11 protein-coding genes and 3 pseudogenes are annotated in these 25,883 nt (G+C 65.2%); 7 read left to right on the top strand and 7 right to left on the bottom strand.

Annotation, left to right across the window (positions count from 1 at the left end):
• From G481_RS0109170 to G481_RS0109155, 4 genes and pseudogenes are all read right to left on the bottom strand, one after another.
• Window positions 1-6,592, bottom strand: a pseudogene (locus tag G481_RS0109170) (hypothetical protein); the annotation flags it as partial.
• A gap of 338 nt (window positions 6,593-6,930) precedes the next feature.
• The gene (locus G481_RS0109165; protein ID WP_161630518.1) at window positions 6,931-9,111 is read right to left on the bottom strand and encodes a S8 family serine peptidase; all 2,181 of its coding nucleotides are present in this window, start codon (window positions 9,109-9,111) and stop codon (window positions 6,931-6,933) included.
• Window positions 9,112-9,452: 341 nt separating this feature from the next.
• Window positions 9,453-10,655, bottom strand: coding sequence for a calcium-binding protein (locus G481_RS25410; RefSeq protein ID WP_084450796.1), 1,203 nt, complete (start codon window positions 10,653-10,655; stop codon window positions 9,453-9,455).
• 73 nt (window positions 10,656-10,728) lie between these two features.
• Window positions 10,729-11,901, bottom strand: coding sequence for a nucleotide sugar dehydrogenase (locus G481_RS0109155; RefSeq protein WP_028029765.1), 1,173 nt, complete (start codon window positions 11,899-11,901; stop codon window positions 10,729-10,731).
• A 205-nt stretch (window positions 11,902-12,106) separates the two neighbouring features.
• Between G481_RS0109155 and G481_RS25105 the strand changes: the two genes are divergently transcribed.
• From G481_RS25105 to G481_RS0109140, 3 genes are all read left to right on the top strand, one after another.
• Window positions 12,107-14,503 (top strand): calcium-binding protein, encoded by a 2,397-nt coding sequence (locus G481_RS25105; RefSeq protein WP_051294423.1) that lies wholly within the window; start codon window positions 12,107-12,109, stop codon window positions 14,501-14,503.
• Window positions 14,504-14,601: 98 nt separating this feature from the next.
• Window positions 14,602-17,199, top strand: coding sequence for a calcium-binding protein (locus tag G481_RS25100; RefSeq protein WP_028029764.1), 2,598 nt, complete (start codon window positions 14,602-14,604; stop codon window positions 17,197-17,199).
• Window positions 17,200-17,781: 582 nt separating this feature from the next.
• Window positions 17,782-19,278: a tetratricopeptide repeat protein gene (locus G481_RS0109140; RefSeq protein WP_028029763.1), complete on the top strand. Its 1,497-nt coding sequence runs from the start codon at window positions 17,782-17,784 to the stop codon at window positions 19,276-19,278.
• Between the two features lie 210 nt (window positions 19,279-19,488).
• Here the strand turns inward: G481_RS0109140 and G481_RS23370 are convergent.
• Window positions 19,489-20,345 (bottom strand): annotated as a pseudogene (locus G481_RS23370) (IS256 family transposase).
• Window positions 20,346-20,436: 91 nt separating this feature from the next.
• Window positions 20,437-20,718 (bottom strand): annotated as a pseudogene (locus G481_RS26870) (transposase); the annotation flags it as partial.
• Window positions 20,719-21,063: 345 nt separating this feature from the next.
• Here G481_RS26870 and G481_RS26965 point away from each other — a divergent pair.
• The gene (locus G481_RS26965; protein ID WP_084450785.1) at window positions 21,064-21,600 is read left to right on the top strand and encodes an ATP-binding protein; all 537 of its coding nucleotides are present in this window, start codon (window positions 21,064-21,066) and stop codon (window positions 21,598-21,600) included.
• On the opposite strand, the gene G481_RS0109125 is transcribed toward G481_RS26965, so the two are convergent.
• The gene (locus tag G481_RS0109125; RefSeq protein ID WP_028029761.1) at window positions 21,560-21,997 is read right to left on the bottom strand and encodes a hypothetical protein; all 438 of its coding nucleotides are present in this window, start codon (window positions 21,995-21,997) and stop codon (window positions 21,560-21,562) included. The two genes, G481_RS26965 and G481_RS0109125, sit on opposite strands and share 41 nt — an antisense overlap.
• A 336-nt stretch (window positions 21,998-22,333) precedes the next feature.
• On the opposite strand from G481_RS0109125, the gene G481_RS0109120 reads away from it, so the two are divergent.
• The 3 genes from G481_RS0109120 to G481_RS23365 all read left to right on the top strand — a co-directional run bounded on the left by G481_RS0109120 (window position 22,334) and on the right by G481_RS23365 (window position 25,863).
• The gene (locus G481_RS0109120) at window positions 22,334-23,809 is read left to right on the top strand and encodes a plasmid recombination protein (protein WP_028029760.1); all 1,476 of its coding nucleotides are present in this window, start codon (window positions 22,334-22,336) and stop codon (window positions 23,807-23,809) included.
• A 380-nt stretch (window positions 23,810-24,189) separates the two neighbouring features.
• Complete coding sequence (locus G481_RS0109115) at window positions 24,190-24,870, top strand: hypothetical protein (protein ID WP_028029759.1); 681 nt, start codon at window positions 24,190-24,192, stop codon at window positions 24,868-24,870.
• A 156-nt stretch (window positions 24,871-25,026) separates the two neighbouring features.
• On the top strand, window positions 25,027-25,863 hold the full coding sequence (locus tag G481_RS23365) for a metallophosphoesterase family protein (RefSeq protein ID WP_051294422.1): 837 nt from the start codon (window positions 25,027-25,029) through the stop codon (window positions 25,861-25,863).
• The last annotated feature ends 20 nt before the right edge of the window (window positions 25,864-25,883 follow it).

The raw sequence follows: 25,883 nt of genomic DNA, 5'->3' as shown, positions 1-25,883 counted from the left end.
CGGCCCCCGCCCCGCCATTCAGCAGATCGCCCCACGACCCGCCGTAAAGCACGTCGTCGCCATCCAGACCAAAGAGACGGTCACGGCCAGAGGCGCCGTCCAGCGTGTCATTGCCGGCCGTGCCGTCCAGCACGGTGGCGATGCCTGCGACCACGGTGAACTGGGCATCGAGGCTGGTGGCCTCGATCCCGTCGCTGACCGAGAACTGGGCGGTATAGACCCCATCGTCCTCGGTGGTCTCGAAGACCATCGCGTCGAACTGGGCCTGGCTCAGCGGCGTCAGATCCGTGACCTCGACCCCGTTCACCAGCAGCCGGCCGGCGGCCAGGCCGGTGACCAGCGTATAGGTCAGGGCATTGCCTTCGGGGTCGTCCACCGCCGGGCGGGCGCCCAGATCGGCCCCGATCGCGCCGGCCTCGACCGTGGCTTCCCAGATGCCAAGGCCCGGATCGGTCACCACCGGCGCCTCGTTGACGTCGTTGACGGTGATCGTCAGATCCTCGGAACGGGTCAGCCCGCCCAGATCGGTCGCGGTCACCGACACCGTGACGGTGCTGTCGGTCTCGTGGTCCAGCGACTCGCCGTCCTTGAGCTTCAGCGTGTAGTCGCTGCCGATCAGCACGATCTCGAACCGGCTGCTATCGACCGAGAAGCTCAGCTCGTCCCCGGCATTGGGGTCGGTGCCGGACAGCGTGGTGATGACCGCGCCGGCCTCGTTCTCGTCGATCGCAGGCGTGTCATCGCCGAACGTGATGTCGTCGGGCGCCACGTTCAGCAGATTGGCCAGGGCCCGCGTGCCATCGTCGAACGCGAAGTTTTCCACGCCGCTGGCGGTGACGGTATTGGTCCCGTCGGTCAGCGTGTAGACCGAACCCGATTGCGTGATGGTGAAATCGGCCCAGTTCCCCGACAGGATGGCGGTATCGGTGCCATCCCCGCCGAACAGCGCATCGGTGCCGGTGCCGCCGATCAGCGTGTCGTTGCCGGTGCCACCGATCAGCGTATCGTTGCCCGCGCCACCATCCAGCGTATTGCCGGCGCTGCTGGCGGCCAGCGCATCGTTGCCGGTGCCGCCGATCACCGCCTCGATGTGCAGCAGCGTGTCGTTGCCGATATCGATGCCAAAGGCCGTGCCCAGCTGCAGGTTGACCAGCACGGCGCCGGTGGCACCGCTGTAATCGGCGGTGTCATGGCCCGCGCCGCCATCCAGCGTATCGTCGCCCGCGCCGCCGATCAGCGTGTCATCGCCATTGCCGCCATTCAGGCTGTCGGCCATCGCCGTGCCGGTCAGCGTGTTGGCCCCGGTGCCGCCCAGGATGGTCAGCCCCTCGCCCGCTGCCGATGCATCGATCCCGACATCGTCACCGCCCGAGATGCTGACGACCTCGACCCCGGTCACATCGGCGCCCAGCACCAGCGTGCCCGACGTGCCGTCGAACGAGATCGTATCCGACCCCGCGCCGCCATCGATGCTGTCATCCGCCGCAAGGCTGCCGTTGGTATAGGCGATGATGTCATCGCCATCGCCGCCCAGGATCGTGTCAGCCCCCGCGCCGCCGATCAGCGTGTCAGCGCCGGCACCGCCTGCGATGGTCACCCCTTCGATCAGGGCCGAGGCGTCGATCCCCGCGCCGGTCCCAACCCCGATGGCCACCTGTTCGACGCCGGTCACATTGGCGCCCAGCACCAGGGTGCCTGTCCCGGCGAACAGGATGGTATCGGTGTCGTTTCCACCGTTCACGACTTCGTCCGAGGTGAAATGCGCGGCATCGGTATAGACGAACACGTCATCCCCCGCGCCGCCATACAGGCTGTCGGTGCCGCCGCGGCCGATCAGGATGTCGACGCCATCGCTGCCGGTCATCGCATCATCGCTGTCCAGACCCTGCAGTTCCGCATCGCGGCTGGTGGCCAGGACGCTGGAGTTGGTGCCGGCAAAGCCCGTCAGGTCAAGCGGCCCCGAGACGCTGTCGAAGTTGATCAGCGACCACAGCGCGCGGGCCTCGACCGACACATTGCTCAGCGAGCTGCTGGCAAAGGCGCCGATCGTGTAGAACGACATCACGTCCGAGCCATAATAGCCGGTGATGGTGATATCCTTCAGAACCAGAGCGCCCGCATCGGCATAGCCGCCCTCGCCGGGCGTGCCAGTGCGGATGCCGGTGACGGTAAAGGCCTTGTCGGCATTGACCGCACCGCTGCTGACCGAACCGCCCCGGAACACGGAATCGCCCTGATCGGCATTGGTGCTGGCCATGGTCACGCCATCGACCGTCAGGTTGCCGTTGAAGCCGAACAGGTTGACATGGCCATGGCCCTTCGTCCCCGAATAGGTTTCCCCGTTCGACAGGAAGGTCGATCCGACGATCGAGATCGTGCCCACGGTGTCCGGGTCGGTCGGGCTCGAGCCGTTCGACGGATTGGCATAGAACATGCCCTGTGCGGCCGCGTTCTGGATGGTGACACCTTCCAGCGCGATGGTGCCGCCGTTGACGCCCTCCACATCGGTGGCCGAGTTGCGCAGGAACAGCCCGTATTGCTGGCCCGCCGCGTCGATCGTCAGATTGGCGAAGCGCAGCAGGTCGGCGGTATCCATCAGGCCGCTGGTGCTGATCGGCCCCTCGATGATCACGTCCTCATCGGCCCCGGTCAGGGTGATGGACTTGTCGGCGATGCTGACGTTCCCGGCATAGGTGCCTGCGGCGATCAGCACCTCGTCGCCGGTCACTGCCGCATCGACCCCGGCCTGCACCGTGGCGAATTCGCCGCTGGCCGAGACCAGCAGCACATCCTTGTCGGCAAAGTCCAGCCGGCCCGCATTGGTGATGGTCACCGTATCGGTGCCGTCCGAGACGGTGGCGATGGTGCCATCCCAGGTGATGGTGTAATCGGCCGCGTCGCCGTCGAAGGTCACGGTATCGAGGCCCGCGCCGCCATCCACCGTGTCGGCCCCGCCGCCGCCGGCAAAGCTGTCGGCCCCGCCGCCGCCGGTCATGTGGTCGTCGCCCGCGCCGCCGGCAAAGTCGATGGCGCCGGTGGTGGTGGTGGCCGCCGCCCAGATCTCGCCGTCATCGCCCAGCGTGACCGACAGGGTCGATGTCGAGACGTTGTCGACCTCGGCCGTAAGCGCATTTTCGATCGCGGTGCCGGTGATCTCGACCGCCGGTCCGGCGTTGGCCTTGCCCGGCTCGCCGACGCGCACGCCGACCGAGGTGCCGTCGATGGTCACGTCGTCGATCTTCAGCGCGCCGTCGAAGGTGGCGCGGTTCGATTCATAGCTGCCATCGTCACGGGTCTTGACGGCAATCGCCGCGCCGCCCATGTGGGTTGTCCCCGAACCGTTGGACAGGCCGACATTCGTGAAGCTGGAGTTCGAGATGGTGATGTCCTCGTAGGGCGTCCCGCTCGAATGCTTCAGGTTGATGTCGATGCCGTTGCCCCATTCGCCGATGTTGCCGAAGGCATCGGTGCGGCCGAACTGGCCCACGTTTTCCATCGTGAGGTTGGTCAGCAGCACCGTATCGCCGGTTTCAAGGTAGATGCCCTTTTCGTTCAGGTTCTCGAAATGGGTGCCGTCGACGGTAAAGTTGCTCAGCCGGCCATCGCTGTTGCTGGCCTTGTAGAGCGTCATCCCCTTTTCCAGGTCGGTGAAGCTGCCGCCGGTGATGGTCAGCCCGTCGATGGTCGCGGCGGTGGCCTTGCGGATACCGGTGCTGCCACCCGAGATGTCCACGTTCGTCAGCGTCAGGTTCTCGATGCTGGTGTTCAGCTCGATCCCGGTGTTGGCGCTGGTGATTGTGATGCCGTCCAGGGTGACGTTGTCGGCCTGCACCGCAATGACATGGGTGCCGCCACCGTTGTAGGCGTTCACGGTTTGCAGCCATCCCGCCACGCTGTCTTCCGGATCCAGACCGTTGACCTGCCGGAAGGTGCCTTCGATCACCACATCGCCCACGGCCTTGATCGTCAGGCCCTCGACCGTGATGTTGAAGCCGCCGGCATAGGTGCCTTCGGCGACCAGGATGGTGTCGCCGGCCTGCGCCACCGCAAGCGCGTCCTGGATGGTGGCGAAGCCGCCATTGCCGACCAGCAGGGTGCGCCCGTCGGCATCGGTGACGATCTCGACATTGCTGACGGTCTGCTCGTCCGCCCCGGCGGTGATCGCCCAGGCGCCCGGCGTGGCCGATTGCGCGATGGTCACCGCGCCGGCATAGGAGTCGGCATAGGACACGACATCCAGCCCGTCGCCCGCGTCGATGGTATCGGCGCCTGCGGTGGCGGTGATGCTGTCATCGCCCGCGCCGGTCTCGATGCGGTTCGCCCCGGTCGAGCCGGTCACCGTATCGTTGCCCGAGCCGGTGGCGATGTTCTCGATCGAGATCAGCGTCGCGCTGGACTCCCCGGCCGAGACCGTGCCGGTCTCCAGATCGGCGCTCATGTTCTCGGTGCTGGCCGAGGCATCATAGCTGTCGGACCCGTCGCGCCCGTCGATGATGTCGATGCCGGCCGAGGCAGTGAAGACGTTGTCCAGCGCATCGCCATACAGCCCGTCATTGCCCGACGTGCCGATGACATTCTCGATGTTCGACAGGCTGTCGATCCCCGTGGCGCTGGAAAAGGCCAGCCCCGAGGCCAGATCGACAAAGGCGCCCGCTGCACCGGCCGCCGACATGTCCAGCGTGTCGGAGCCATCCATCCCGTCGATCGTGTCATTGCCGGCGCTGGCGATGAACAGATCGTCGCCCGGCGTGCCGGTGATCAGGTCGTTGCCCGGCGTGCCGGGGAACACCTCGGTGCCAAGCGCGTTGATGAAGCGGTTGTCCTCGATCGTGCCGGTGGTGTTGTTCTGCAGGAACATGCTGGCCGGAAAGGCGAACTGGCCGCCTTGCGACAGGTCGAACACGTTGTCCTGAATGTCGATGCCGTCACGGCGCGCGCGCAGGGCGGCGGTGAAGGCGCCGGTGAAGCCGATGAAGGTATTGCCGCTGATGGTCGATCCGGTGACGTCGATGGTCACCAGGTTGTTGCCAAAGGGCAGGCCGGTCACGCTGCTGATGCCGCCGGTGGTGCCGCCGACGATGTTGTTGGTAAAGGTGATGTTGCTGCCGACCGACGGCGTGGCGCCGCCGCCATTGCCCATGACGACCATCTGGCGGGGGAAATCGTTGCCCTCAGCGAATTGCCCCGGATTGTAACCGAAGGTGTTGTTCGGCAGACTTTCGGGGTTCGCGCCAACAAAGGTCTTGCCCGAGAAGATGTTGCCGTCGATCATCGTATTGCTGACGTTCGCGTATTCCGACATCAGGCCGGCATCGCCCTTGGCGACGATCTCGTTGTTGCGGACGGTCAGCCCGTCATTGGCGCCCTGGATGTAGACGGCCGCCTTTTCGATGGCGCCATTGCCGTTGATCCCCTCGATGGTCAGGCCCTCGATGGTGACGCCGTTCATGCCCGGGTCGATCTCGATCGTGCCCAGCAGGCCGCTGGCATCGCTGCCCACGATGGTCGTCGCATCGCGGCCGTTCATCGAGGTCAGCGTCAGGCCGGCCTTGTTGATCAGCACGTTCTCCGAGAAGGTGCCATCGCCCAGCACGATGGTATCGCCCGCGGCCGCGGCATCGATCGCGGCCTGGATCGACATGCCTTCGAGCACGAGATAGGTGTTTTCCCCGGTGCCATCGATACGGATCAGCTCCACGCGGTTCAGCACCATGTCGCCCGCATCAAGCGCATCCAGCACCTGCTGGGCGGTCGTGCCTTCGGCAAAGACCACGGTGTCGCTGCCGGCCCCGCCGTCGACCGTGTCGTTCAGCCCGATGACGAAGGTGTCGTTACCGGCCGTGCCGTTCAGCGCATCGGCATTTTCGGTCCCGCTCACCGTCTGGCCTGCGGTCAGGCCATAGATCGTCACCGGAGCGGCGGTTTCGTCGAAGTTGTTTGCCCCAACCGTTGCTCCGACGTCGACATTCGCCCCGGCCGCGCCGACCCCGATATGTTCGACGGTCGAATTGGCAAAGCTGTTGCCGCTGACCGTGCCCGAGGCGGGATAGTCGATCGACATGCCGACATTGTTGCCATCGAAGCCGTTGCCGGTGATCGTGGCCGAGGTCGCGCCGGGGTTCAGATAGATCCCCGTGGCCCAGCCGGAGAAGCTCGATCCGGCAACTTCCAGCCCCTCGCCATACCCGGTCGCGGTAATGACGCCACGGAACGTGCCGAAGCCACCGTCGCGGTCGAAGATCGTGTTCTCGATGCTGGCATTGTCCGCCTGGACATAGATCCCGGCGTTCTGGCCCAGAACCGCGCCGCCATCCTGTACGGTGATCCCGTCGACCGAGGCACCGTCGCCAAAGATGCCGATATACCCATTGATGATGGTTTCATCGCTGCGGTTGCCATCGGCAACGATGCCCGCATTGGCCCCGACCAGCGAGACCCCGGCCCGGTTGATCGTCAGGTTCTCGGCATAGGTGCCAGCCTCGATCTGGATGATCACCTCGGCTTCGCCGGCATAGGTCCCGGATGCGGCGGCCAGCGCATCGGCAATCATGGCATAGGTTTCGGACGCACCAACATTGAGCGTGACAGGCATAGAGAATAGCTCCCGACCAAAAATGTTTCAGGACACAAGCAGACAAGCAGAATTGCCGCGTGAATCGATCACGCGCACCAGGCCGCTCGTGTAAAAAAGGCTCTTCGCCCCCCCGATCCATACACTATTAATCAAATTGCAACAGGAAACCATTTAATCGGTCATTAACCGAGAAATTTTACATACCCCCCCTATTCGGGGGTGGCTGCGGGGCTGAATTGACTGGAATCGCGGCCGGTCCGTGGAATTCATGCCGCGTTATGATTTATTGTAATGCGCGAATTGACCAGGGGTAATTGCAATTCAGAGTTGCACGAATTGCGCGCATTCGATTCGCTTCAAAGCAGCAATGCCTCCGGCATCAGCCAGGCCACACCTGGCAGATCGACGGCCAGATCGGCGCGGGCATCCCCATCCAGATCGACCATCAGCCGCATGGCCTGGGGGCCAAGGCGCACCTCGCCCGGGTGGCCGGAAAACGGCGCTGCCCCGACAAAGGTCAGGCCAGATGCCAGGGCCGACAGGTCGATCCGGTCCTCGCCCGGGGTGAAATCGGTGATCCGGTCGCGCCCGGTGCCCGGATCGGCTGTGCCAAGGACGAACACATCCGCCCCGGCCCCGCCGGTCAGCACATCGCGCCCGGCCCCGCCGATCAGCGTGTCATCGCCATCGCCGCCATGCAGCCAGTCGTCGCCATCCCCGCCGGTCAGCACATCCTGCCCGGCCTGGCCGCGCAGCCGGTCACGCCCGGCCCCGCCGATCAGCGTGTCATCGCCGGCGCCGCCAGACAGCCGGTCATCGCCATCCCCGCCGTCCAGCCAGTCATCGCCGGCCCGTCCGGCCAGCGTATCGGCGCCATCATCGCCTGCCAGCCGGTCGTCCCCGCGCGCGCCGCCCAGGCTGTCGGCCCCGGCCCCGCCGATCACCCGGTCAAAGGCGCTGACCAGATCAAAGCCCACCCCGTCCAGCGCCCCGGCGCCGTCCCGCAGATCCAGCATGACATCGCCGCGCACGGCGGCAAAGTTCAGCGTGCCTGGCCCCTGCGCCGCATGGCCGATCGTCTGGCGCCCCGGATCGGCGCCGGCCAGCCCGGCCCAGGCATCGGTGAACCAGCGCGTGCCATCATCGCCCCCGGTCGCACCAAAGAACCGCAGCTCGGCCCGGGCCAGCGCAAAGCCGGTGCTGGCCTGAGGGTGCGACAGGATCACCGTCCAGTCGCCGGCCACATCCTCGCCCCAGGTGGCGGCGCTGGTGAAGGTGAAGGCCAGCGAGGTGGTGCCCCCGACCGCTGTCAGGTTCGGCGCGATCACCGTACGGGTTCCGGCCGGAGAGACCAGCTCGATCGCCATGGATCGCAGATCGGCATCGCGCAAGGTCAGGTCGAGTTCCACCCATTCGACCCGCAACCCGCCTTCGGGCGCGGCCACCGAGACCGTGATGCGGTGCTCCAGAGGGTCGGGGGCCGTCTCGTCCGTGTCAGGCAGGGCGGTCAGCGCGGCCTCGGTGGCCGCGGTGGCGCCGCCCTGGTGGCGGCGGGCCAGCCGCACCGCGGCTTCGGCATCCAAAAGGCCAAAGCCTGCATCGCGGCTGAACACCAGCCCGCCGCCGTTCACCTGCGCCCCGCCATTCGCCGTGCCGGGGGCGCTGGCCAGCGGGCGGGCGGTCATCGCCAGGATCTGCTGCACATCGCGGTAGCCAAGGCCCGGGTTCACCTCGAGCATCAGCGCCACCGTCCCCGAGACCAGCGGCGCGGCATAGGACGTGCCCGTGACCCAGGCGCGGCCGGTCGCGCCTTCGGCCAGCCCGTCGGTGGTGGTCAGCGCCTGGCCTGGCGCCACCAGCAGCAGATTGGCGCCAGGGCTGGAAAAGAAGGCAACCTTGCCCTCGGCATCGCTGGCGCCGACGGCAATGGTCTGGCGGGCATTGGTCAGGTTGTGAAAGTTGGAATCGTCGCCATGGTTCTGGCCGTCCCTCATCAGCCGCCCGTTGCCGCCGGCAAAGACCCAGACGGTGCCCAGCCCGCCCCGCCCCTCGCGCGCGCCATCCAGAATTGCGCCGGACACCGGCTGAAAGGCGATGGTGCGGAAATTGTCGGCAAAGGCCCGCGACCAGCCCCAGCTGTTGTTCGACACATCCACCGCCGTCTGCCGCAGCAATGCCTCGGCCATGGTGGCGGGGGCGGGCTGGGCGGTGAAATCCATCCGCTCGGCCAGCAGAACGGCCCCTGTCGCCGCGCCCATGCCGCCGATGGCATTGTCGATCCGGCCCGCGATCAGCCCGGCCACCCGCGTGCCATGGGCATCGCTGAGCGCCTGATCCGTCGCCCCGGACAGCGCCTGCCCTGCCAGGAAATCGGAATGGCCCGCGTTCAGCCCGCTGTCCAGCAGGCCCACCCGCACACCGCGCCCCAGCGCCAGCTGCCAGGCGCCTGTCAGCGCCACCCCCCAGCCCGCGGCCCCGGTGAGGAACCAGAAAGGCGTCTCGCCCGGGGATGGCAGCGCCTGGGCACTGATCGACATCAGGACAGGCCCCCCGATGGGGATGCCCGCTTTGGCAACAGGAAAGGGATCGGCAGACATGGCAGCACCAGATCGGGGCCTGCGGGTCAGCGCCCCCCGGGTGGCCCTTCAGCGACGGACAGGGGCCGCGTCAGCCGCAGCCCTGGCCCGTTCTGGTGCCGGATGAATGCATCAAGCCTGCCCGCTCCGCGTTAAGGGCGGGTAAACGGGACAGGCCGGCCTGAGAGAATTCGGAAGATGCCGCCGGATGCCCTGGGTCCGGGGCTAGCGCGATCGGACCCAGGGCATCCAGCGCAGGGCGCCGCGCGTGCGGCTGCACCTGCAGGCGGGCAGGTGCGCCCTTACAGAGCGACGATGCTGTCCGCGAGGCCGTCCAGTGTGCCTGCGCCGACGATCACCACCGTGGTGCCCGCGGCAGCAAAGTCCAGCACCGCATCGCCCGAGGCATTCACGCTGCCAAAGGTATCGACCACCTGACCGGCCGTCAGCGCCCCATGTGTGCCAGTCCAAAGCCCGCGGCTCAGCGCCAGCGTATCGCCCTCGGGGGCGCTGAAATCCTCCAGCAGGTTCCAGCCCGCGCCGCGCCAGAAGTCGAACTGATCGGCCCCCGCGCCGCCCCAGATCCGGTCAAAACCGGGCCCGGCAACGATCGTGTCGGCGCCATCGCCGCCATCGCCGACATCGTTGCCCTTGCTCAGATAGATCAGGTCGTCCCCGGCCCCGCCGTAAACCGTGTCGTGATCGAACCCGCCGGTCAGTTCATCTGCGCCGGCGCCGCCATGGATCAGATCGTTCCCGACCCCGCCGCCCACATTGTCGCCAGTGTCAGCGGCCCGGATCGTATCATTGCCGGCCGCGCCCCACAGCTCGTTCTGGCCACCGGCGCGGGCGTCGATCAGATCGTTGCCAAGGCCGCCCCCGACCGTGTCGTTGCCGGTGCCGCCAAGAATCGTGTCATCTCCAGCCCCGGCCCAGAGCGCATCGTTGCCAATTCCTCCGATGATCACATCATTCCCCGCCCCGCCGATCAGCAGGTCGTTTCCTGCACCCCCATCCAGCACATCGGCGCCTTGACCGCCCTGCAATTTGTCATTGCCTGCAGTGCCAACATGAGAAACCGGTTGCACACCGCTATCATCGTCGATGACAACAAAATCAGCCGAAATAAATTCGGCTCCAAGTACACCACTATAAACCACCAGACGAAACGTCTCGATTCCCTCCGGGAAAGTATCGGCATTCAGTGTCATGCTGAAAACACCTGCAACACCATCAACGCTGACGTATTTTGAGAGCGCAAACTGATCGGCCGGCTCCCCACCGATCTTATTGGACCAGAAATTGTCCCAAAAATCTTCTGTGTGTCCCGTAGATGGCTGAATTTCAACATAAACTGTCCGAAATTCAGGCGCCAGTTGCTCGATGTAAAATGTGATTGTCCGACCTGATCCTTGTACCTTGTCGTTAAGCGTTCCTTCAATCACCGCTGCACCAAAACTGGAGCTGATGCGAAAATTGTTACCTTCGGCAAGTAGTGCAGACATTATAGAAAATCTTTCTGTTTGATCTCTGATGGCTGACCATTACCGGCCCATCCATGGAAAGCAAGTCCCCCGCTCAATCCTTGCCGTACAGATCCCGGGTAAAGACCTTGTCGGCCACATCGTCCAGTTCCGGGGTGCGGCGGTTGGCGATGATCAGGTCGCATTCCGCCTTGAAGGCATCCAGATCCCGGATCACGCGGCTGCGGAAGAAATCGTCCTGGGTCAGCGAGGGCTCATAGACCACCATCTCGATCCCCTTGGCCTTGACCCGTTTCATGATGCCCTGAATGGCCGACTGGCGGAAATTGTCGGACCCTTCCTTCATCACCAGACGATAGACGCCCACCACGCGCGGATTGGCGGCGATGATGCGGTCGGCGATGAAATCCTTGCGGGTGCGGTTCGCCTCGACCACGGCGGCGATCAGGTTCTGCGGCACGTCGGAATAATTGGCCAGCAATTGCTTGCTGTCCTTGGGCAGGCAATAGCCGCCATATCCGAAGGACGGGTTGTTGTAATGGGTGCCGATCCGCGGGTCGAGCCCTACCCCTTCGATGATCTTGGCGCTGTCCAGCCCGTGCATCAGGGCATAGCTGTCCAGCTCGTTGAAATAGGCCACGCGCAGGGCAAGATAGGTATTGGCGAACAGCTTGATCGCCTCGGCCTCGGTCGAGCCGGGGAACAGCATCGGCACATCCGCATCGGCCGCGCCTTCCTGCAGCAGCGCGGCAAAGCGGTGAGCCGAGGGCGTGTCGGGCCCCACCACGATCCGGCTGGGATGCAGGTTGTCATGGAGCGCACGGCCTTCGCGCAGGAATTCCGGGCTGAACAGGATGTTGTCATAGCCTGTCGTCGCGCGCATCCGCAGCGTAAAGCCCACCGGCACGGTGGATTTGATCACGATGGCGGCGCCCCGGTTCACCGCCAGAACCTCGGCGATGACCTTTTCCACCGACGAGGTATCAAAGCGGTTGGTGTCCGGATCATAATCGGTGGGGGTGGCGATCACCACGAAATTCGCCCCGGCATAGGCGGTGGCCGCATCGGTGGTCGCGGTCAGATCCAGCCGCCCCGAGGCCAGCCATTCGCTGCAGTCGGCATCCTGGATCGGCGAGGTCCCGGCATTCACCAGGGCGACGCGGGCCGGGTCGATGTCCACCGCCGTCACGCGGTTCTTCTGCGCCAGCAAAATGGCATTCGACAGGCCCACATATCCAAGGCCCGCCACGGCAATCTTCGTCGACATCGCATCTCCCTGCGCAGCGCGGAGCGCAGAGTCGCCCTGCTTGAGGGGGATTGCAAGGCGAAACCGGGGCGATCCGGGGCCCGTGATCGGGCGCATTGGCGTAGAATTGTTGCCAAAAGCCCGCATCCCGCCACAGTTGCGGCCGCCCCCCGGCCGCCCCGGTCCGCAAGGCTGGACCCGGGTGTGAAACGGACGGGGTGCGCAGATGGACATTCTGCGGCAGGTGCAGTGGATTTCTGCCGCCGAGGCGGGATTCCTGACCGGGATTGGCGATCTGGTGCTGTGCGGCGAAGGGGCGGGGGCGCGGCTTTACGCGATCTCGCGCCATGCGGCGATGACCGGCGGGATCAGCGCCTTTGCGCTGGGGGCCGATGGGGGGCTGGCGGCGCTGAACGGGCTGGCCCTGCCCTCGGCGGCGCAGCTGCATGGCCCGGCAGGGCTGGCGCTGGTCGGGGACGCGGTCGGGGGAGAGGGGCTGCTGATCGTGGCCGGGGCAGACCTGGCGGCGGCATCGGGGGCGGCGCTGCTGGCCGATGGCCAGCTTGACCGGCAGATGACCACGATCGCGGGCGGGGCGGCGGATCTGGCAGCCGTGGCCAGCGTTTCGACCGGCGGGGCGGATCTGGTCTTTGGCCTGCCTGGCGGCGGCGGGGCGCCGCTGGCCTGGACCCTGTCGGGCACGGCGCTGACAGCCGCCCCCAGCGGTGCGGCCAGTGCCAAGGGGACTGCCGCCAATCTGCTGGCGGCGGCCGCGACCGGGACGGGGGCGGTGCTGGTCGCCGCCTCGACCGCCGGGCACCGGCTGGACAGCTACATCGCCCGGCCCGGCAGCGGGCCAGAGCTGGTGCAGTCGCTGGGCATCGAAAGCGGGCTGGGCATCGGCGCGCCCTCGGCGCTGGAGATCGTCGCCCTTGGCGGACAGCGGCTGCTGGTGGTGGCCGGGGCGGCCAGTTCCAGCCTCAGCGTGCTGCGCCTGTCCGACACCGGCAAGATGACGCCGCTGTTCCATGCCATCGACACGCTGAACAGCCGGATCGAGACCGCCTCGGCGCTGGCCTCGGCCGTGGTGGCGGGGCGGGCCTATGTGGTGGCGGGCGGCGGCGATGACGGGGTCAGCCTGTTCCTGCTGTTGCCCACGGGGCGGCTGGTGCATCTGGCCGCGCTGGCCTGGACCCACGAGGCCCCCGGCAATGTCACCGCGCTGGCGATGCGCGCCGTGACGGGGGCAGATGGTGCCGTGCGGCTGGACATCGTTGCAGGCGGCGAAAGCCCTGGGCTGGCCCGGCTGGCCGCGGATCTGGGGGTGCTGGGCCTGCCGCAGCAGGCGGGGCCCTCGGCGGCCGTGCTGACGGGCGGGGCGGGCAACGATCTGCTGATCGGCGGCGCCGGGGCCGTCACCATGACCGGAGGGGGCGGCGATGACATCCTGATCGGTGCCGGGGGGGCGGCGGTGATGACCGGGGGGGCGGGGGCCGATCTTTTCGTGCCGGCCCATAATGGCGCGCTGACCCGGATCACCGATTTCGACCCGGCGCTTGACCGGATCGACCTGTCGGCCTTTCCCATGCTGCGCGACTTTTCCCGCATGGACTTTGCCAGCACGGCCACGGGCGCGCGGCTTGGCTGGCAAGGCTCGACCGTCGAGGTGGTTTCGGCCACGGGGCGGGCGCTGCGGCTGGCCGATTTCGGGCTGGACCCGCTGGGGGGCCTGGCGCCGCTGCCGGTGCCCGGCCCCGGACCTGGCATGGTTCGCGACGGCACCGAAGGGCGCAACCGCCTGGCCGGGGGGACAGGGAACGACACATTGCGCGGCTGGGGCGGCCCCGACACGCTGACCGGCCATGAGGGCGACGATCTGCTGATCGGCGGGGCGGACAACGATCTGCTGCGGCCGGGGGAGGGACGCGATACGGTCTGGGCCGGTCCGGGGGACGACCGTGTCGAGCTGTCCGAAGGCGACAACGAGGTCTGGGCCGGGGACGGCAATGACACGGTGATCGGCGGCACCGGCAACGATCTGGTCGGCGGCGGCCCGGGCGACGATCTGATCGACGCCCGCGCCGGGGGGATCAACGAGCTGTGGGGCGCGGCCGGCAATGATACGATCTGGGCTGGCGGCAATGGCGACCGTGTGGGCGGCGGGGCCGGGAACGATCTGATCCATGGCGGCGCCGGCGCTGACGAGCTGACCGGCGGGGTCGATCACGATACGGTCTACGGCGGGGCCGGGGATGACCTGATCTATCTGAGCCGGGGCAACGATGTCGGCCATGGCGGCGATGGCGCCGACACGATCGTGGCAGGACCCGGCTTTGACCAGATCTGGGGCGGCGCGGGGGCGGATCAGTTCGATTTCTGGCGCGGCGCCGGCTGGAACCGGCTGGAGGATTTCAGCACGGCCGAAGGCGACAGGCTGGCGCTTGGCCGCTGGATGTGGGCCGGCACCCATGGGGCGCTGACGGCCAGGCAGGTGGTCGATATCTTCGGCAGCGTGAATGCCTCGGGCGATGCGGTGCTGGACTTTGGCGCGGCTGGCACCACGGTGGTCGTGGGCGGCGCGGGCACGCTGGACGATCTGGTCGGCAGCATCGTCATTTTGTAGCGCGGGACAAAAAGGGTTTGAGGCACGGGACGGCTGTGGTTAGCTGGCCAGAGAAACTGCCAGGCCACCCACGCCTTCCAGACCCAGGAGTTTTACGCATGTATGTCACGCTGACCGGCCCCTTTCCGCTGGACTACTATTCTCAGGTTCCGTTCTTCGACTATGCCTTTGACGGCGAACTGGACCTGATCAGCGTCTCGCCCACCGCCGTCGTGCTGCAAAGCCCGGCGACCGGGGCCACGACCACCCTGACAGGCACCGGGCTGAGCGCGGATCAGCAGACCGATACGTTCACCGGCACGCTGAACGGCTGGACCACCCGCAATGCCTCTGACACCGTGGTCGCACAGGTGACGGGCATTTCCTGGACCCTGACCGAAATGGCCGCCGCGCTGGACGCGCTGCAATATGACGAAAACGAGGGCCCGATCCTGGCGCTGATGTCGCGCCAGCCGATCACCGTGGATGCCTCGGGCATGAGCGGGCTCAACCGCGTGCTGATGCCCGACGGCATCACCTCGGGCATCACCTTCATCGGCTCGGCCTTTGCCGACGAGCTGCGCGGCAGCGATGGCAATGACACGATCAACCCCGGCACCGTCCCGGATGACGCGGGCGACGTGATCCTTGGATCGCGCGGGAATGACAGGATCGACTTTTCCGGCATCCGGCTTGATGGCGGCTGGCAGGATCTGGTCTATCATCAAGGCCCGGCAACCTCGATCAGCTTCAGCTTCAATGGCAACACCAACACCGGCCAGGTGCAGAAGGTCGGCGTGGGCGTCGACACGCTGGTCGACCTGGGCCGGGCGCTGAACGGCAATGGCGGCCCATCCGTCTATGGCACCGATGGGGCCGACATCTTTACCATCACCACCGCCGATACCCAGTGGTGGATGGCCGTCATGGCCGGCCGCGGGGCGGACAGCTACAACCTGAACCTGCACGAGAATACCGCCGTCCGGCTGGATTTCCGCGGCAACTGGTTCGAATGGGACAGCGCGTCCCAGGCGCTGGACATCGACCTGAGCCAGGGACTGGTGCTGAACGACGGCTATGGCAATACCGAAACCATCACCCGTCTGGGAACCGGGCGGCTGGAAATCTACGGCACCCGCCTGTCGGACGCGATGGTCGGCAGCAACGGGCGCGAGACCTTCATCACCGGCGGCGGCAACGATGTGATCGACGGTGGCGGCGGGGTGGACCGGGTGCGCTATGACCGCAACCAGATGACCTCGGGCGTTCAGGTCGATCTGGCGGCCAATACGGCCACAGGTTTCTGGCTGGGCACCGCCTTTCGCAACACGCTGCGCAATATCGAGGAGGTTCGCGGGACCCGCAGCTATAACGACACGCTGCTTGGCAATGATGCGGACAACCTGCTGGACGGGCGCGGTGGCAGCAACCTGCTGGACGGGCGCGGTGGCAACGACCTGATCCATGGCGCGCTTTCGGGCGCCTCGCAGGACACCATTCGTGGCGGCGATGGCAATGACACGCTCTATGGCCACTATGGCAACGACCTGATCCGTGGCGATGCCGGCGACGATCTGCTCTATGGTGGCGATGGCAACGATACCCTGCATGTCGACACCGGCCGCGATCTGTTCGACGGCGGCAACGGGTTCGACCTGGTCTATGCCGATACCACCAGCTTTGCCGCCAATGCCTTTGTCGGCCGGGTCGATCTGGGCAGCGGGCTGCTGGGCGCCGTGGGCACCACCAATGGCGAGGATACGCTGGCCTCGATCGAAGGCTTCGAGACGGTCGGCAACATCAGCTGGAGGGCGTTTGGCAATTTCCAGAACAATCTTCTGACGCTGGGGTCCGGCAACGATACGATCGATGGCCGGGCTGGCAACGACACGATCCATGGCGGCGCCGGCAATGACATGCTGAGCGGCAGCGATGGAGACGATCAGCTGCATGGCGGCGATGGAGGCGATCTGCTGATCGGCGGCCTGGGCAACGACACGCTGCGCGGCGATGCCGGCAACGATACCCTTTGGGGCGGCGAGGGGGATGACGAGCTCGTCTTGTCCGAAGGCACCAACGAGATCTGGGCCGGGGCCGGCAACGACAGGGTGATCGGCGGCACCGGCAACGATCTGGTCGGGGGCGGCCTCGGCAACGATCTGATCGACGCCCGCGCCGGGGGCATCAACGAGCTGTGGGGCTCGACCGGGCAGGATACGATCTGGGCCGGCGGCAATGGCGACCGTGTGGGCGGCGGGGCCGACAACGACCTGATCCATGGCGGCGCCGGCGCAGATGAACTGACCGGCGGGTTCGATCACGATACGGTCTACGGCGGGGCCGGGGACGACCTGATCTATCTGAGCAAGGGCAACGATGTCGGCTATGGCGGCGATGGCGCCGACACGATCGTTGCCGGGCCCGGCTTTGACCGGATCTGGGGCGGCGCGGGGGCCGATCAGTTCGACTTCTGGCGCGATGCCGGCTGGAACCGGCTGGAAGATTTCAGCGCGACCGAAGGCGATACGCTGGCGCTTGGCCGCTGGATCTGGGCGGCGACCTATGGGACGCTGACGGCCGGGCAGGTGGTCGATACCTTTGGCAGCGTGAATGCCTCGGGCGATGCGGTGCTGGACTTTGCTGCCGCAGGCACCACGGTGGTGATCGTCGGCGCGGGCACGCTGGACGGCCTGGCGGACAGCATCGTCATCTTGTGATGCGGCGCCAGGGGGGCAACAGCCCCCCTGGCCCGTGTTCAAGGACGCCCCCCGCCCGTCAGGCGGGTCCGGGCGCGCTGCGTGACCCGGCCGGTCCCTAAAGATATCGGCCGCCCAAACATCGCCTGTCGTCCGGGCAGTGGTGCCAGCCATGGTTGACCTGGCCTCGAAACGGTCAGCACCCGCGCGCATTGAAGAACGCCCAGGCATGCGCCGCCGGACACTCTTCTGACGCCGACAGTATCAAGGGCCGCGATGGCACCGGCGACCAGGATTACCAGATCGGTCCGCAAGCCAGGGATCCGGGCCACTGTCCAGCGCGTCCCCCGGCAGGATGCCGGCATCAGCGCCCATGCTGCGCAGAACGATCTGCGCGCCGGTCGCCGCGCTGGCAAGCCGCTGGGGATACCATCCAGATGCATGGTCCTGTCGTTGCGGCATGACGATCTGGGTGGAAAAAGACTTTGCAACTCAACCCTGGGGACTTGACCCAGCGTCAGGAATCAAGAACTGAGGCCTTGTTGGCGTCCTCCGGGAATTCGCCAGTTGCCTATGAATGCCGTTCAGGGAGGAACGTCCCTGATGCCCGAACCCAAGCTGCCCCCGTTGCTGATCATGGCCCGAGAGGCGTTGAAGGCAGACGATCCGGCCTGCGCCCTGGCGCTGCTGCAGGACATGCGCCCCAAGCTGCGGGCACGATCCGATGTGCAGGTGCTTGCCGCGACGGCGCATTTGGCGCTTGGGCAGGACAGCGACGCGCTGGCCGCCATTCAGGCCGCCCGCAAGGCGGGGGCAAACACGCTACGGGCGCTGCAACTGCAGGCGCGGATCCAGAACCGCATCGGGGACAAGGCAGGCCGCGCCCAAACCCTGACAGAACTGCTGGAGCGCTTTCCGCAAGAAGCCGGTGCGCGCCACCAGCTGGGGATGCACCATCTGCAGCAGGGCGACCTGGCCGCGGCCGATGCCTGCGCCGCCGCCATGCCCGACACTGCGAAGGGGCTGAAGCTGCGGCTGGCACTGGCCTACCAGATTGCCGTGCAGCGCGCCGATGTACAGGAAATCGGCCAGGTCCTGGACCGGATCATCGCCGAATGCGAAAGCTGCCCCGATCTGCCGGACCTGTATGCCGTCCTTGCGGAATTTCCGCCGGAACCAAAGCAGGATCTGACCGGCCGCCTGATCGCCAGATGGCCCGAGATGGCCGCGCGGCTGCAAGCCAGAAGGGCCGTCCTTGACCCATCCAGGGCGCAGGGCAAGGCAAGCGAGCAGGCCCTGATCCTTGCCCTGACCGGGCAAGCAGAAGAGGCCCGGAATCTGCTGGCCACGCATCGGGCAGATAATCCCGAACTGGCCGAGACCGCCGCGATGATCGCCGCCCTGCCGCCGGACACGGCCCTGCGGCGGCCGCTGGTCGTTGATGAAGGTCAGGATGTGACCGTCAGCCCGCAAGGCGAAACCGGAACCACGCTGCTGGTGTTCACCGGCCTGGCGGATCAGGCGATGGTCCCCATCGAATACATCGACAGGTTCTGCGCCGCCGCCGGGCATTCCGCGATCTACCTGCGCGATTCAGGCCGCACCCTTTATATCGCCGGGGTCCCTGCCCTTGCGGAGGATCTGGATGGCATGATGGCCGCGCTGCGAGGTCTGCTGCAAGATCGCCAGACCTCGCGCCTTTTGTGCATGGGAACCTCGGCCGGCGGGTTCGGGGCGATCCGCTACGGGCTGCGGCTGGAGGCTGAAAAGGTCCTGTGTGCCTCGCCCCCCACCAGCTGCACGGCGGATTTCCTGGCTTCAGCCGAAGACAAAAGGGGGCGTCTCCTGATGCGCCGGCTGTGGGCGCAATTCGACGCGGCCGAACTGGATGTCGAACCCGATCTGCGCGCCGCCTCGGGGCGCTGCCAGGTGGATGTGTGGCACGGGGCAGATTATCCGATCGACGTGGCACATGCCGCCCATCTGGCCGGATGCCCTGGCGTGCATCTGCGGCCCATCGCCGGGCTGGACCAGCACAGCTCCTTTGCGCAGATCGTCATCAACGGGGCGCTGCAGGACTTCATCGTCAATGAAAGGTAGCCATTGATGAGGCCGTCGCTCGACGTGCCTGTGCGTAGCACATAACCACGCAGGCTCTCCTCGACGATCCGGATCTTGTCCTCGTCAGACCAGTGCCGACGACGGCCAACCTAATCGGCGGCGAAGATCTCGATTGGTGAAACAACTGAAGCGCATGCCATACGGCAACGCCATAGAGACTGTGCCGAATTTTGTGCCTGACGCGTTGTGTCAGGCCATTGGGAAGCGGTCTTCGAACATGATGGCGAGCTGCGATCTTACAGCGTGCCATTCGCGGATGGAGCGCTTCCACTCGGTGGATGTAGCATTGAGCGCCAGATAGATCAATTTCGCAGCCGCATCGTCGCTGGGGAAGTGGCCCCGGGTGCGGACGGCGCGCCGGATCTTCGAGTTCAAGGCCTCAATGGAATTCGTGGTGTAGATCAGTTTGCGGACCTCGGGCGGATAATCGAGGAACGGAATGACCTCGTTCCAGGCCCGGCGCCAGCTGGGCGCGATCGCCGGATACCGCTTGGCCAGATCGCTGTCCTCGAACCCGACCAGGACCAGTTCGGCCGCGTCAGCATCCACCGCCGTGTAGATCGCCTTTAGAGCGGCGGCGACGGCCTTGCGGTCCTTGTAACTGGCGAAGTTCATGGAATGGCGCAGGAGGTGGACGATACAGGTCTGAACCCGCGTCTGTGGAAAGGCCGCCTCGATATAGCCTGAGGGAAGCCCTTCAGCCCGTCGACGACGGCGATGAGGATGTCCTGGACGCCCCGGTTGCGCAGGTCGCTGAGAACCTTGGTCCAGAACTTCGCGCCCTCATTGGCCTGGAACCACAGGCCCAGAACGTCCCGCGTGCCATCCGGCAAAACCGCCAGGGCCACGAAGACCGCCTTGTTCGAGACCGCCCCGTCGCTGCGGATATTGACCCGGATCGCGTCCATGAAGACGATCGGATAGCTGGGCTCCAGAGGGCGGTTCTGCCAGGCAGTGACCTCCTCCATCACCGCGTCGGTGATCGCGGAAATCAGGCTGGGCGAGGCTTCGACGCCGTAGATTTCCTCGATATGACCGTTCGCCATTGGGCTCGAACCAATGGCGCCTCAATGGCTCACTCTCGCGGGTGGTCATTCTACGGGCATACATGCTGACGATCTTGCGATCGAGCTCGGGAAAGCGCCGCTGATACTTGGCGATCAGCATCGGATCGAACGTGCCGTTCCGGTCACGGGGGATGTCCAAAACTACCTTGCCGCTGTCGGTGGTCACCGTCTTCTGGCTGCGCCCGTTACGGCGATTGGGGGCCTGGTTCTGGCCCTCAGGCGCTTCTTCGGCGCACTCTTCATCGAGATGGACGTCCATCTCCGTGCTCAGCGCACGTTCCGCCAGTGCCTTGGTCAGTTCCGCCAGGATGTCGGTCTTGCCAAACAGATCGCTAGGCGAGCGGCCTTCCATCAGCCGGTCCAGCAGGTCTTTATCGATGCTCATACGTGGGTCTCCTCTGCGAGCAGTTACCACGTCAGCGCACAAAATTCAGGATAGTCCCACGCCACGATCATTTGCTCAATCAGAGCAGACGGCCTTGATCTGGGGGAACTGCCCGAGGCCCGCGACCTGAAGGAACGACTGGCTCCTCCACAGCGGACTCTCTCGGACGACACGCCCGTTGCACTGACTGAACTGGACGGCTTCGGACTGCGCATGACCGCCCCTGCCACTCCCTGCCCCGTGGATATCCACGCGCTGTCCACCATGCTCAACGCACTGCGCCTGCCTAGCTTCCAGCGCCATTGACAGGCACTGGTCGAACGCGCAGACGCAGAGGGTTGGCCTGCCTCCCGCTTCCTTGCCACCCTCGCTGAACCCGAACTGGCCGAGCGCGAGGCGCGCCACCTCCAGCAGTCCCGGCTTCCTGGCGGCAAGACATTGGCCACCCTCGACTTTCAAGGCCATGCCCGGGGTGACGCGGGTCCGGGGTATGCGCTGGCTGCAGTGGATTGGGTCGAGACCGGCGCCAACCTCATCGCCATCGGCAACTCGGGCGCGGGCAAGACTCACCTGCGGTGCGCCGTCGGCCATGCCCTGATCGAGGCTGGCAGGCGCGTCCTCTACACCGGCACCATCGAGTTCCAAGCCGCGCCACGCGGCCTGGAACTCGAAGCCGCCCTCGCCAAGCCCGCCAAGTTCGACCTGATCATACTCGACGACATCACCTATCGTCATCGTCACTACTCCTCTCAGGAAGCATGGACCCAATCAGCCATACACAGAAGCCCTAACACTCTCATCTTCATCTTCAACGCGGCGCCGGCGTGGCGCTTTCCTCAGGTGAGATGATGGACCGGAGTTCATCGGCGAGTTCCTGAAGGGCTATGGCTCTGTAATCACCGCCGCAATCTGCAAAGTACTCCCTGGCGTCGGCGTCGAACATCGCAGCATAACCGAGGTAGTGCATCCCGGCCGGTCTTACGCCAGAGATTTCCCGGATCTCGTCCAGCGTCGCGATGGTGATTTCCGGATCGCGGCCCTCGCTGTCCTGGGCATAGACGAAGACTGCGATCAGATGTCTGACGTCGGCCATCTCGAACCGGCGGATCGTCTTGTCGAAGATGCGGCTTGCCATATCGGCCTCGCACTGTGCGTCGTGGCTCAAGAAGTCCTCGCGCAGCCTGATTTCTATGATCGGGCCGCTATGGTCATTTGCGCCCCCGTCTTCGGAAACATGTGCATTCATGATCTATCCTTTCGCGCAATGCATATTGCAAATTGTCTCAGCTTCACGAAAAGCAATAGCGATTCAGGCCTTGTATGTTTTTATTTCGAATTCATCTCACGACCTTTAACGCGGCGTTAATAATCTGAGATGAATCCAAGCCGGAATAACTCAAGTCAAAATGTTTCAAAAACATCCTTCCCGCTCTTGCTTTGGTGAATTTTTCTACCACCTTATTCTTGACGGGTGCTTCTGATTTCAACCAAAAAGTAAGAGTTGCGCCTTTCGAATAGTCTACGGCTAGTAGGTTATATGATTGCGCACGAGAATAGAAATTCAAGGGGACAGGAATTTGAAATGACTGAACACAAGAAGCAAATTTCCGGGAGCAATCCGAAGGGCATTTCTGTCCGTCTTGAGCACTACAACACGGATCGAACGAGGTTCCAGATCCTGCACGATGCCCGCGTGGGCCCTCAGCCAGACTATGTCGATTCTGCGCGCTCGCATCTCAATACCTGCGCTCCAGGTCCCTCAGCGGTTGAGTACCGCGACTTGATGCTGACCCGCCGCGCGCTGACGCAGCCGCAGCGCGCGGCGAAGATGAAGACTGTAGCCGTCATGACCGGTGGCATCATCACCTTCGGCCATCTGGTCCAGGCGGACGTTCTATCGCTAGCCATAGAGCAACAAGACGCCATGTACCGCGAAATCGCCGAAGCGATCTGTGCGCAGCTGGGCAACGAGTTGACCGCACTGGCGGTCCATCGAGACGAGGCGGCCCCGCATGCGCATTTCCAGATGCCCGCGCGGCGGGCGGATGGGTTAAGGATGAGCGAAGTGATGACCCCGGCCGTCGCCTCGCGCCTGCAGGATATCGCCAGCGAGATCGCGGCCCGTCACGTGCCCGGGATCGAGCGCGGGACACCAAAGGCGATCACCGGTGCCCGGCACCGCACGGTCGCGCAGCTGCACCGGTATCAGGCGATGGATATTGCTACGCGAGAGGCGCAGATCGGCGATCTGGATCGCCGGATCGAGGAGGGAGAACAACGGGCGTTGGAGCTCGAGATGCTGCGCAAGACGGCTGAAGCCCTTGCCCGAAACCTGATGGGCGCAGCGGGCCAGGCGCGCACACAGCAGATGATCGCCGAAACTTCGGCCTTCCACGAGCGCGGTCGCGCCAGCATCGAAGAGCGCCGGAACGCGGCATTGCGGGCCGAAACTGCAGAGCTTTCTGCGCGCAAAGACGCCCTTCAGCGAACAGCCCGCGAGGAAGGCCTGCGCGAGGCAGAGTCTGTACTGGCGACAACCCGGCAGCTGATTTCCGACGATATCGGCGATCTTCTCTCGCCCACGACGGCCCGGATACGGACCGCCACCTTGGAATGCCGGGGCGCCGTGCAGAAGGCGGGCAGGGACCCGCAGGCGGATCCTTTTGTCCGGCAGCCCTCGCTGCGCGCTGCGGTCCAGGACATCCGGATGGAGCATGGTACGGCGCTCGCAAAGCTGCGGGACGAGCTTAGCAGATTGCAAAAGCGGCAGTCTGACTGGCAGGAGGCCCTCAAGGCCGCAGCCCTGGCGGAGCGCGTTCAGGCGAGCCTGGCAGAACTGGTAGAATGGTGGCGGGTCGCAGCCGAGCTGGTGCTGGGAATGTTCCGCAAGCTGGGCCTCGAGCGCCTGCAGCGGCTGGCGCTGATTTCTCTGGTCGTTGATCTGCTGCCCGACGAGGCGCAAATCCTTGATCCCCTCCGCTCCGAAATCGAGCTGGAAACCGGCATCGTGGCGCTCGCTCGCGCCATCGCGGTCCCGCCGCAACCAACCTACCGCTAGCGATAAGGTTTCCGTCACGCGCGGAGGCCTGTGATCACCGCCGTGAAGGACTCTCAGCCTGTCGTGGCAAAGAGGCAAAACGGCAAGCACCGCAAGATGTCAGATCGGCGTCCCGGTCTGGCGAAGTTCTTCGCCAGTTTCCCGCCGCCTTTCTGTCCCGACATGCAGGCCGGGATAATCTTCCAGCCCCGATCCGGCGCCACGGCTAGCAATAGGTTCACGTCCGGAATTGGCTGCACATTTGCAAGTCTCCACCGGTGGCGGTGCAATTCCGAAGCGTCGCAAATGTACCACAGGTGGCCCGAAGTTTTGCACCCCCGGGCTCCGGATGCAATTCAGACCCGGTAGGTCTTGTGCAAATCACCGAAAGGCCTGCCGCAATGCAGAGACACATCAATAACCTGACAACCACCGAGATCGCGATCATCGACTGGCTGTACAACCGGGCCACGCTTGGCAACACGAGTGATCATCTCGCATTTATCTGGGCGCTGTATCGGAGAGATCATGGGGCTGATGAACTTGATCCCGTCGATCAGGAGGCAAAAGAGATTTTTGAACGCTTCAGCCATGAGTATGCCGGAAACCCGGACACTCTTCTGCAACCCGATATTACGCTCCGGGCCTGTGCGGGCATCAGATGGCTGGTGACGACAATAGTTACCGAATGCCTGCTGGGCATGGATGGATTGGTGCTTGCGGAAGGCATTCTGTCGCGGATGGAGGGTATGGACCTTTACCACAAGATGAGCTGGACCCTGCGCAATTCGTTGCACGAATCCCTGATCGGAGGACGTTATGCCGACCAGATTTACACCGGCCCTGGCCCCCTTGATGCGGACGGTACTGCGATCAGCAAGGACGACATCTGGTACCTCGTCGAAGACCTGCTCTACTACGGCGTCCCGGGCATCACCGAATGGCTGTCGGACTTCCATGTCCGTGCCGTCTACCAGCTGAGCTTTGGTCTGGTCTGCCGGGGCTACGACGTCACGCCGGACGCCCCGGACGCGCAGGTGATCACCGGCCGGCTCGAATATCTTCTCGCCCTCGCCGACTGAAGTCGGTTCGGCACTTGATGTGACAGGGCAACCTGCAAACTGACCGGGGACCACATCAGGCCCGCACATGGCCCTCCACCACGCCCCCCCTTGCAACCGGTCCGGCTGCCGAACGCCGGACCGCCAGACCCCAGTTTGCCATCCCGGAGCAGCCTTTTGAAACTCCTCGTTCTCGCCGACCTACATCTTGACGACTATCCTTCCTCTGCCGCCCGCGAGCCCCTTGCCGCAGCCATTCGCACAGCCGCGCGCCAGGCCGACGCGCTGATCATCGCCGGCGATCTGACCGAGAGCGGTGTCGCGCACTGGGAAGCAGCGCTCAACTGGCTTGCGGCCATCTGTCCACCGGAAAAGATCCATGTCCTGCCGGGCAACCACGACTATTACGGCGGCAATCTCGGCACCGCCGATGGCGATCTGGAGCTGGTCTGCGAAGCTGTCGGATGTGGATTTGGACAGTGCCAGGCCTTGGTCCTGGGCGATACCCGGGTCTTGATGACCACGCTCTGGACCGACATGCGGCTGTTCGCAGAGGAGTTCGGCGAGGAAGGTGTCCGGCAATCGCTGTGGCGAGCCCGGCAGATGATGCCGGATTATGGCTATCGCAGCATCGTGGTCGGATGGCCAGAACGGCCGCTGCGGCCGCTGCATACCGTGGCGGTCCATGAGCAACAAAGGGCGTGGCTGGAGACCGAGCTTGCCAGGCCGTGGCCCGGCAAGACGATTGTCGTAACGCATCATGCGCCATCTGCCACGGTTGCAGGGGGGATCACCTCGCTGTCGCCGTGCTTCGCGTCAAACCTCGACGATCTGATCGACCGCTTCCGCCCCGCAGCCTGGCTTTTCGGCCATACACATCGGCCAGCCGAGACCCGGGCACCCGGAGGCACGCTGCTGCGCAATGTCTCCCTTGGTTATGACTTCGAGCTGACGCCGCCCACGTTGCGGGCACGGGTGCGCAGCGGCCTGATCGACTTGGAGAAACTGGAATGAGGGACGCATGTATGGGGCCT

Source organism: Gemmobacter nectariphilus DSM 15620, assembly GCF_000429765.1.
Classification (GTDB): domain Bacteria; phylum Pseudomonadota; class Alphaproteobacteria; order Rhodobacterales; family Rhodobacteraceae; genus Wagnerdoeblera; species Wagnerdoeblera nectariphila.
The sequence above is the reverse complement of the archived record's forward strand: the minus strand, read 5'-3'. Positions and strand labels throughout refer to the sequence as shown.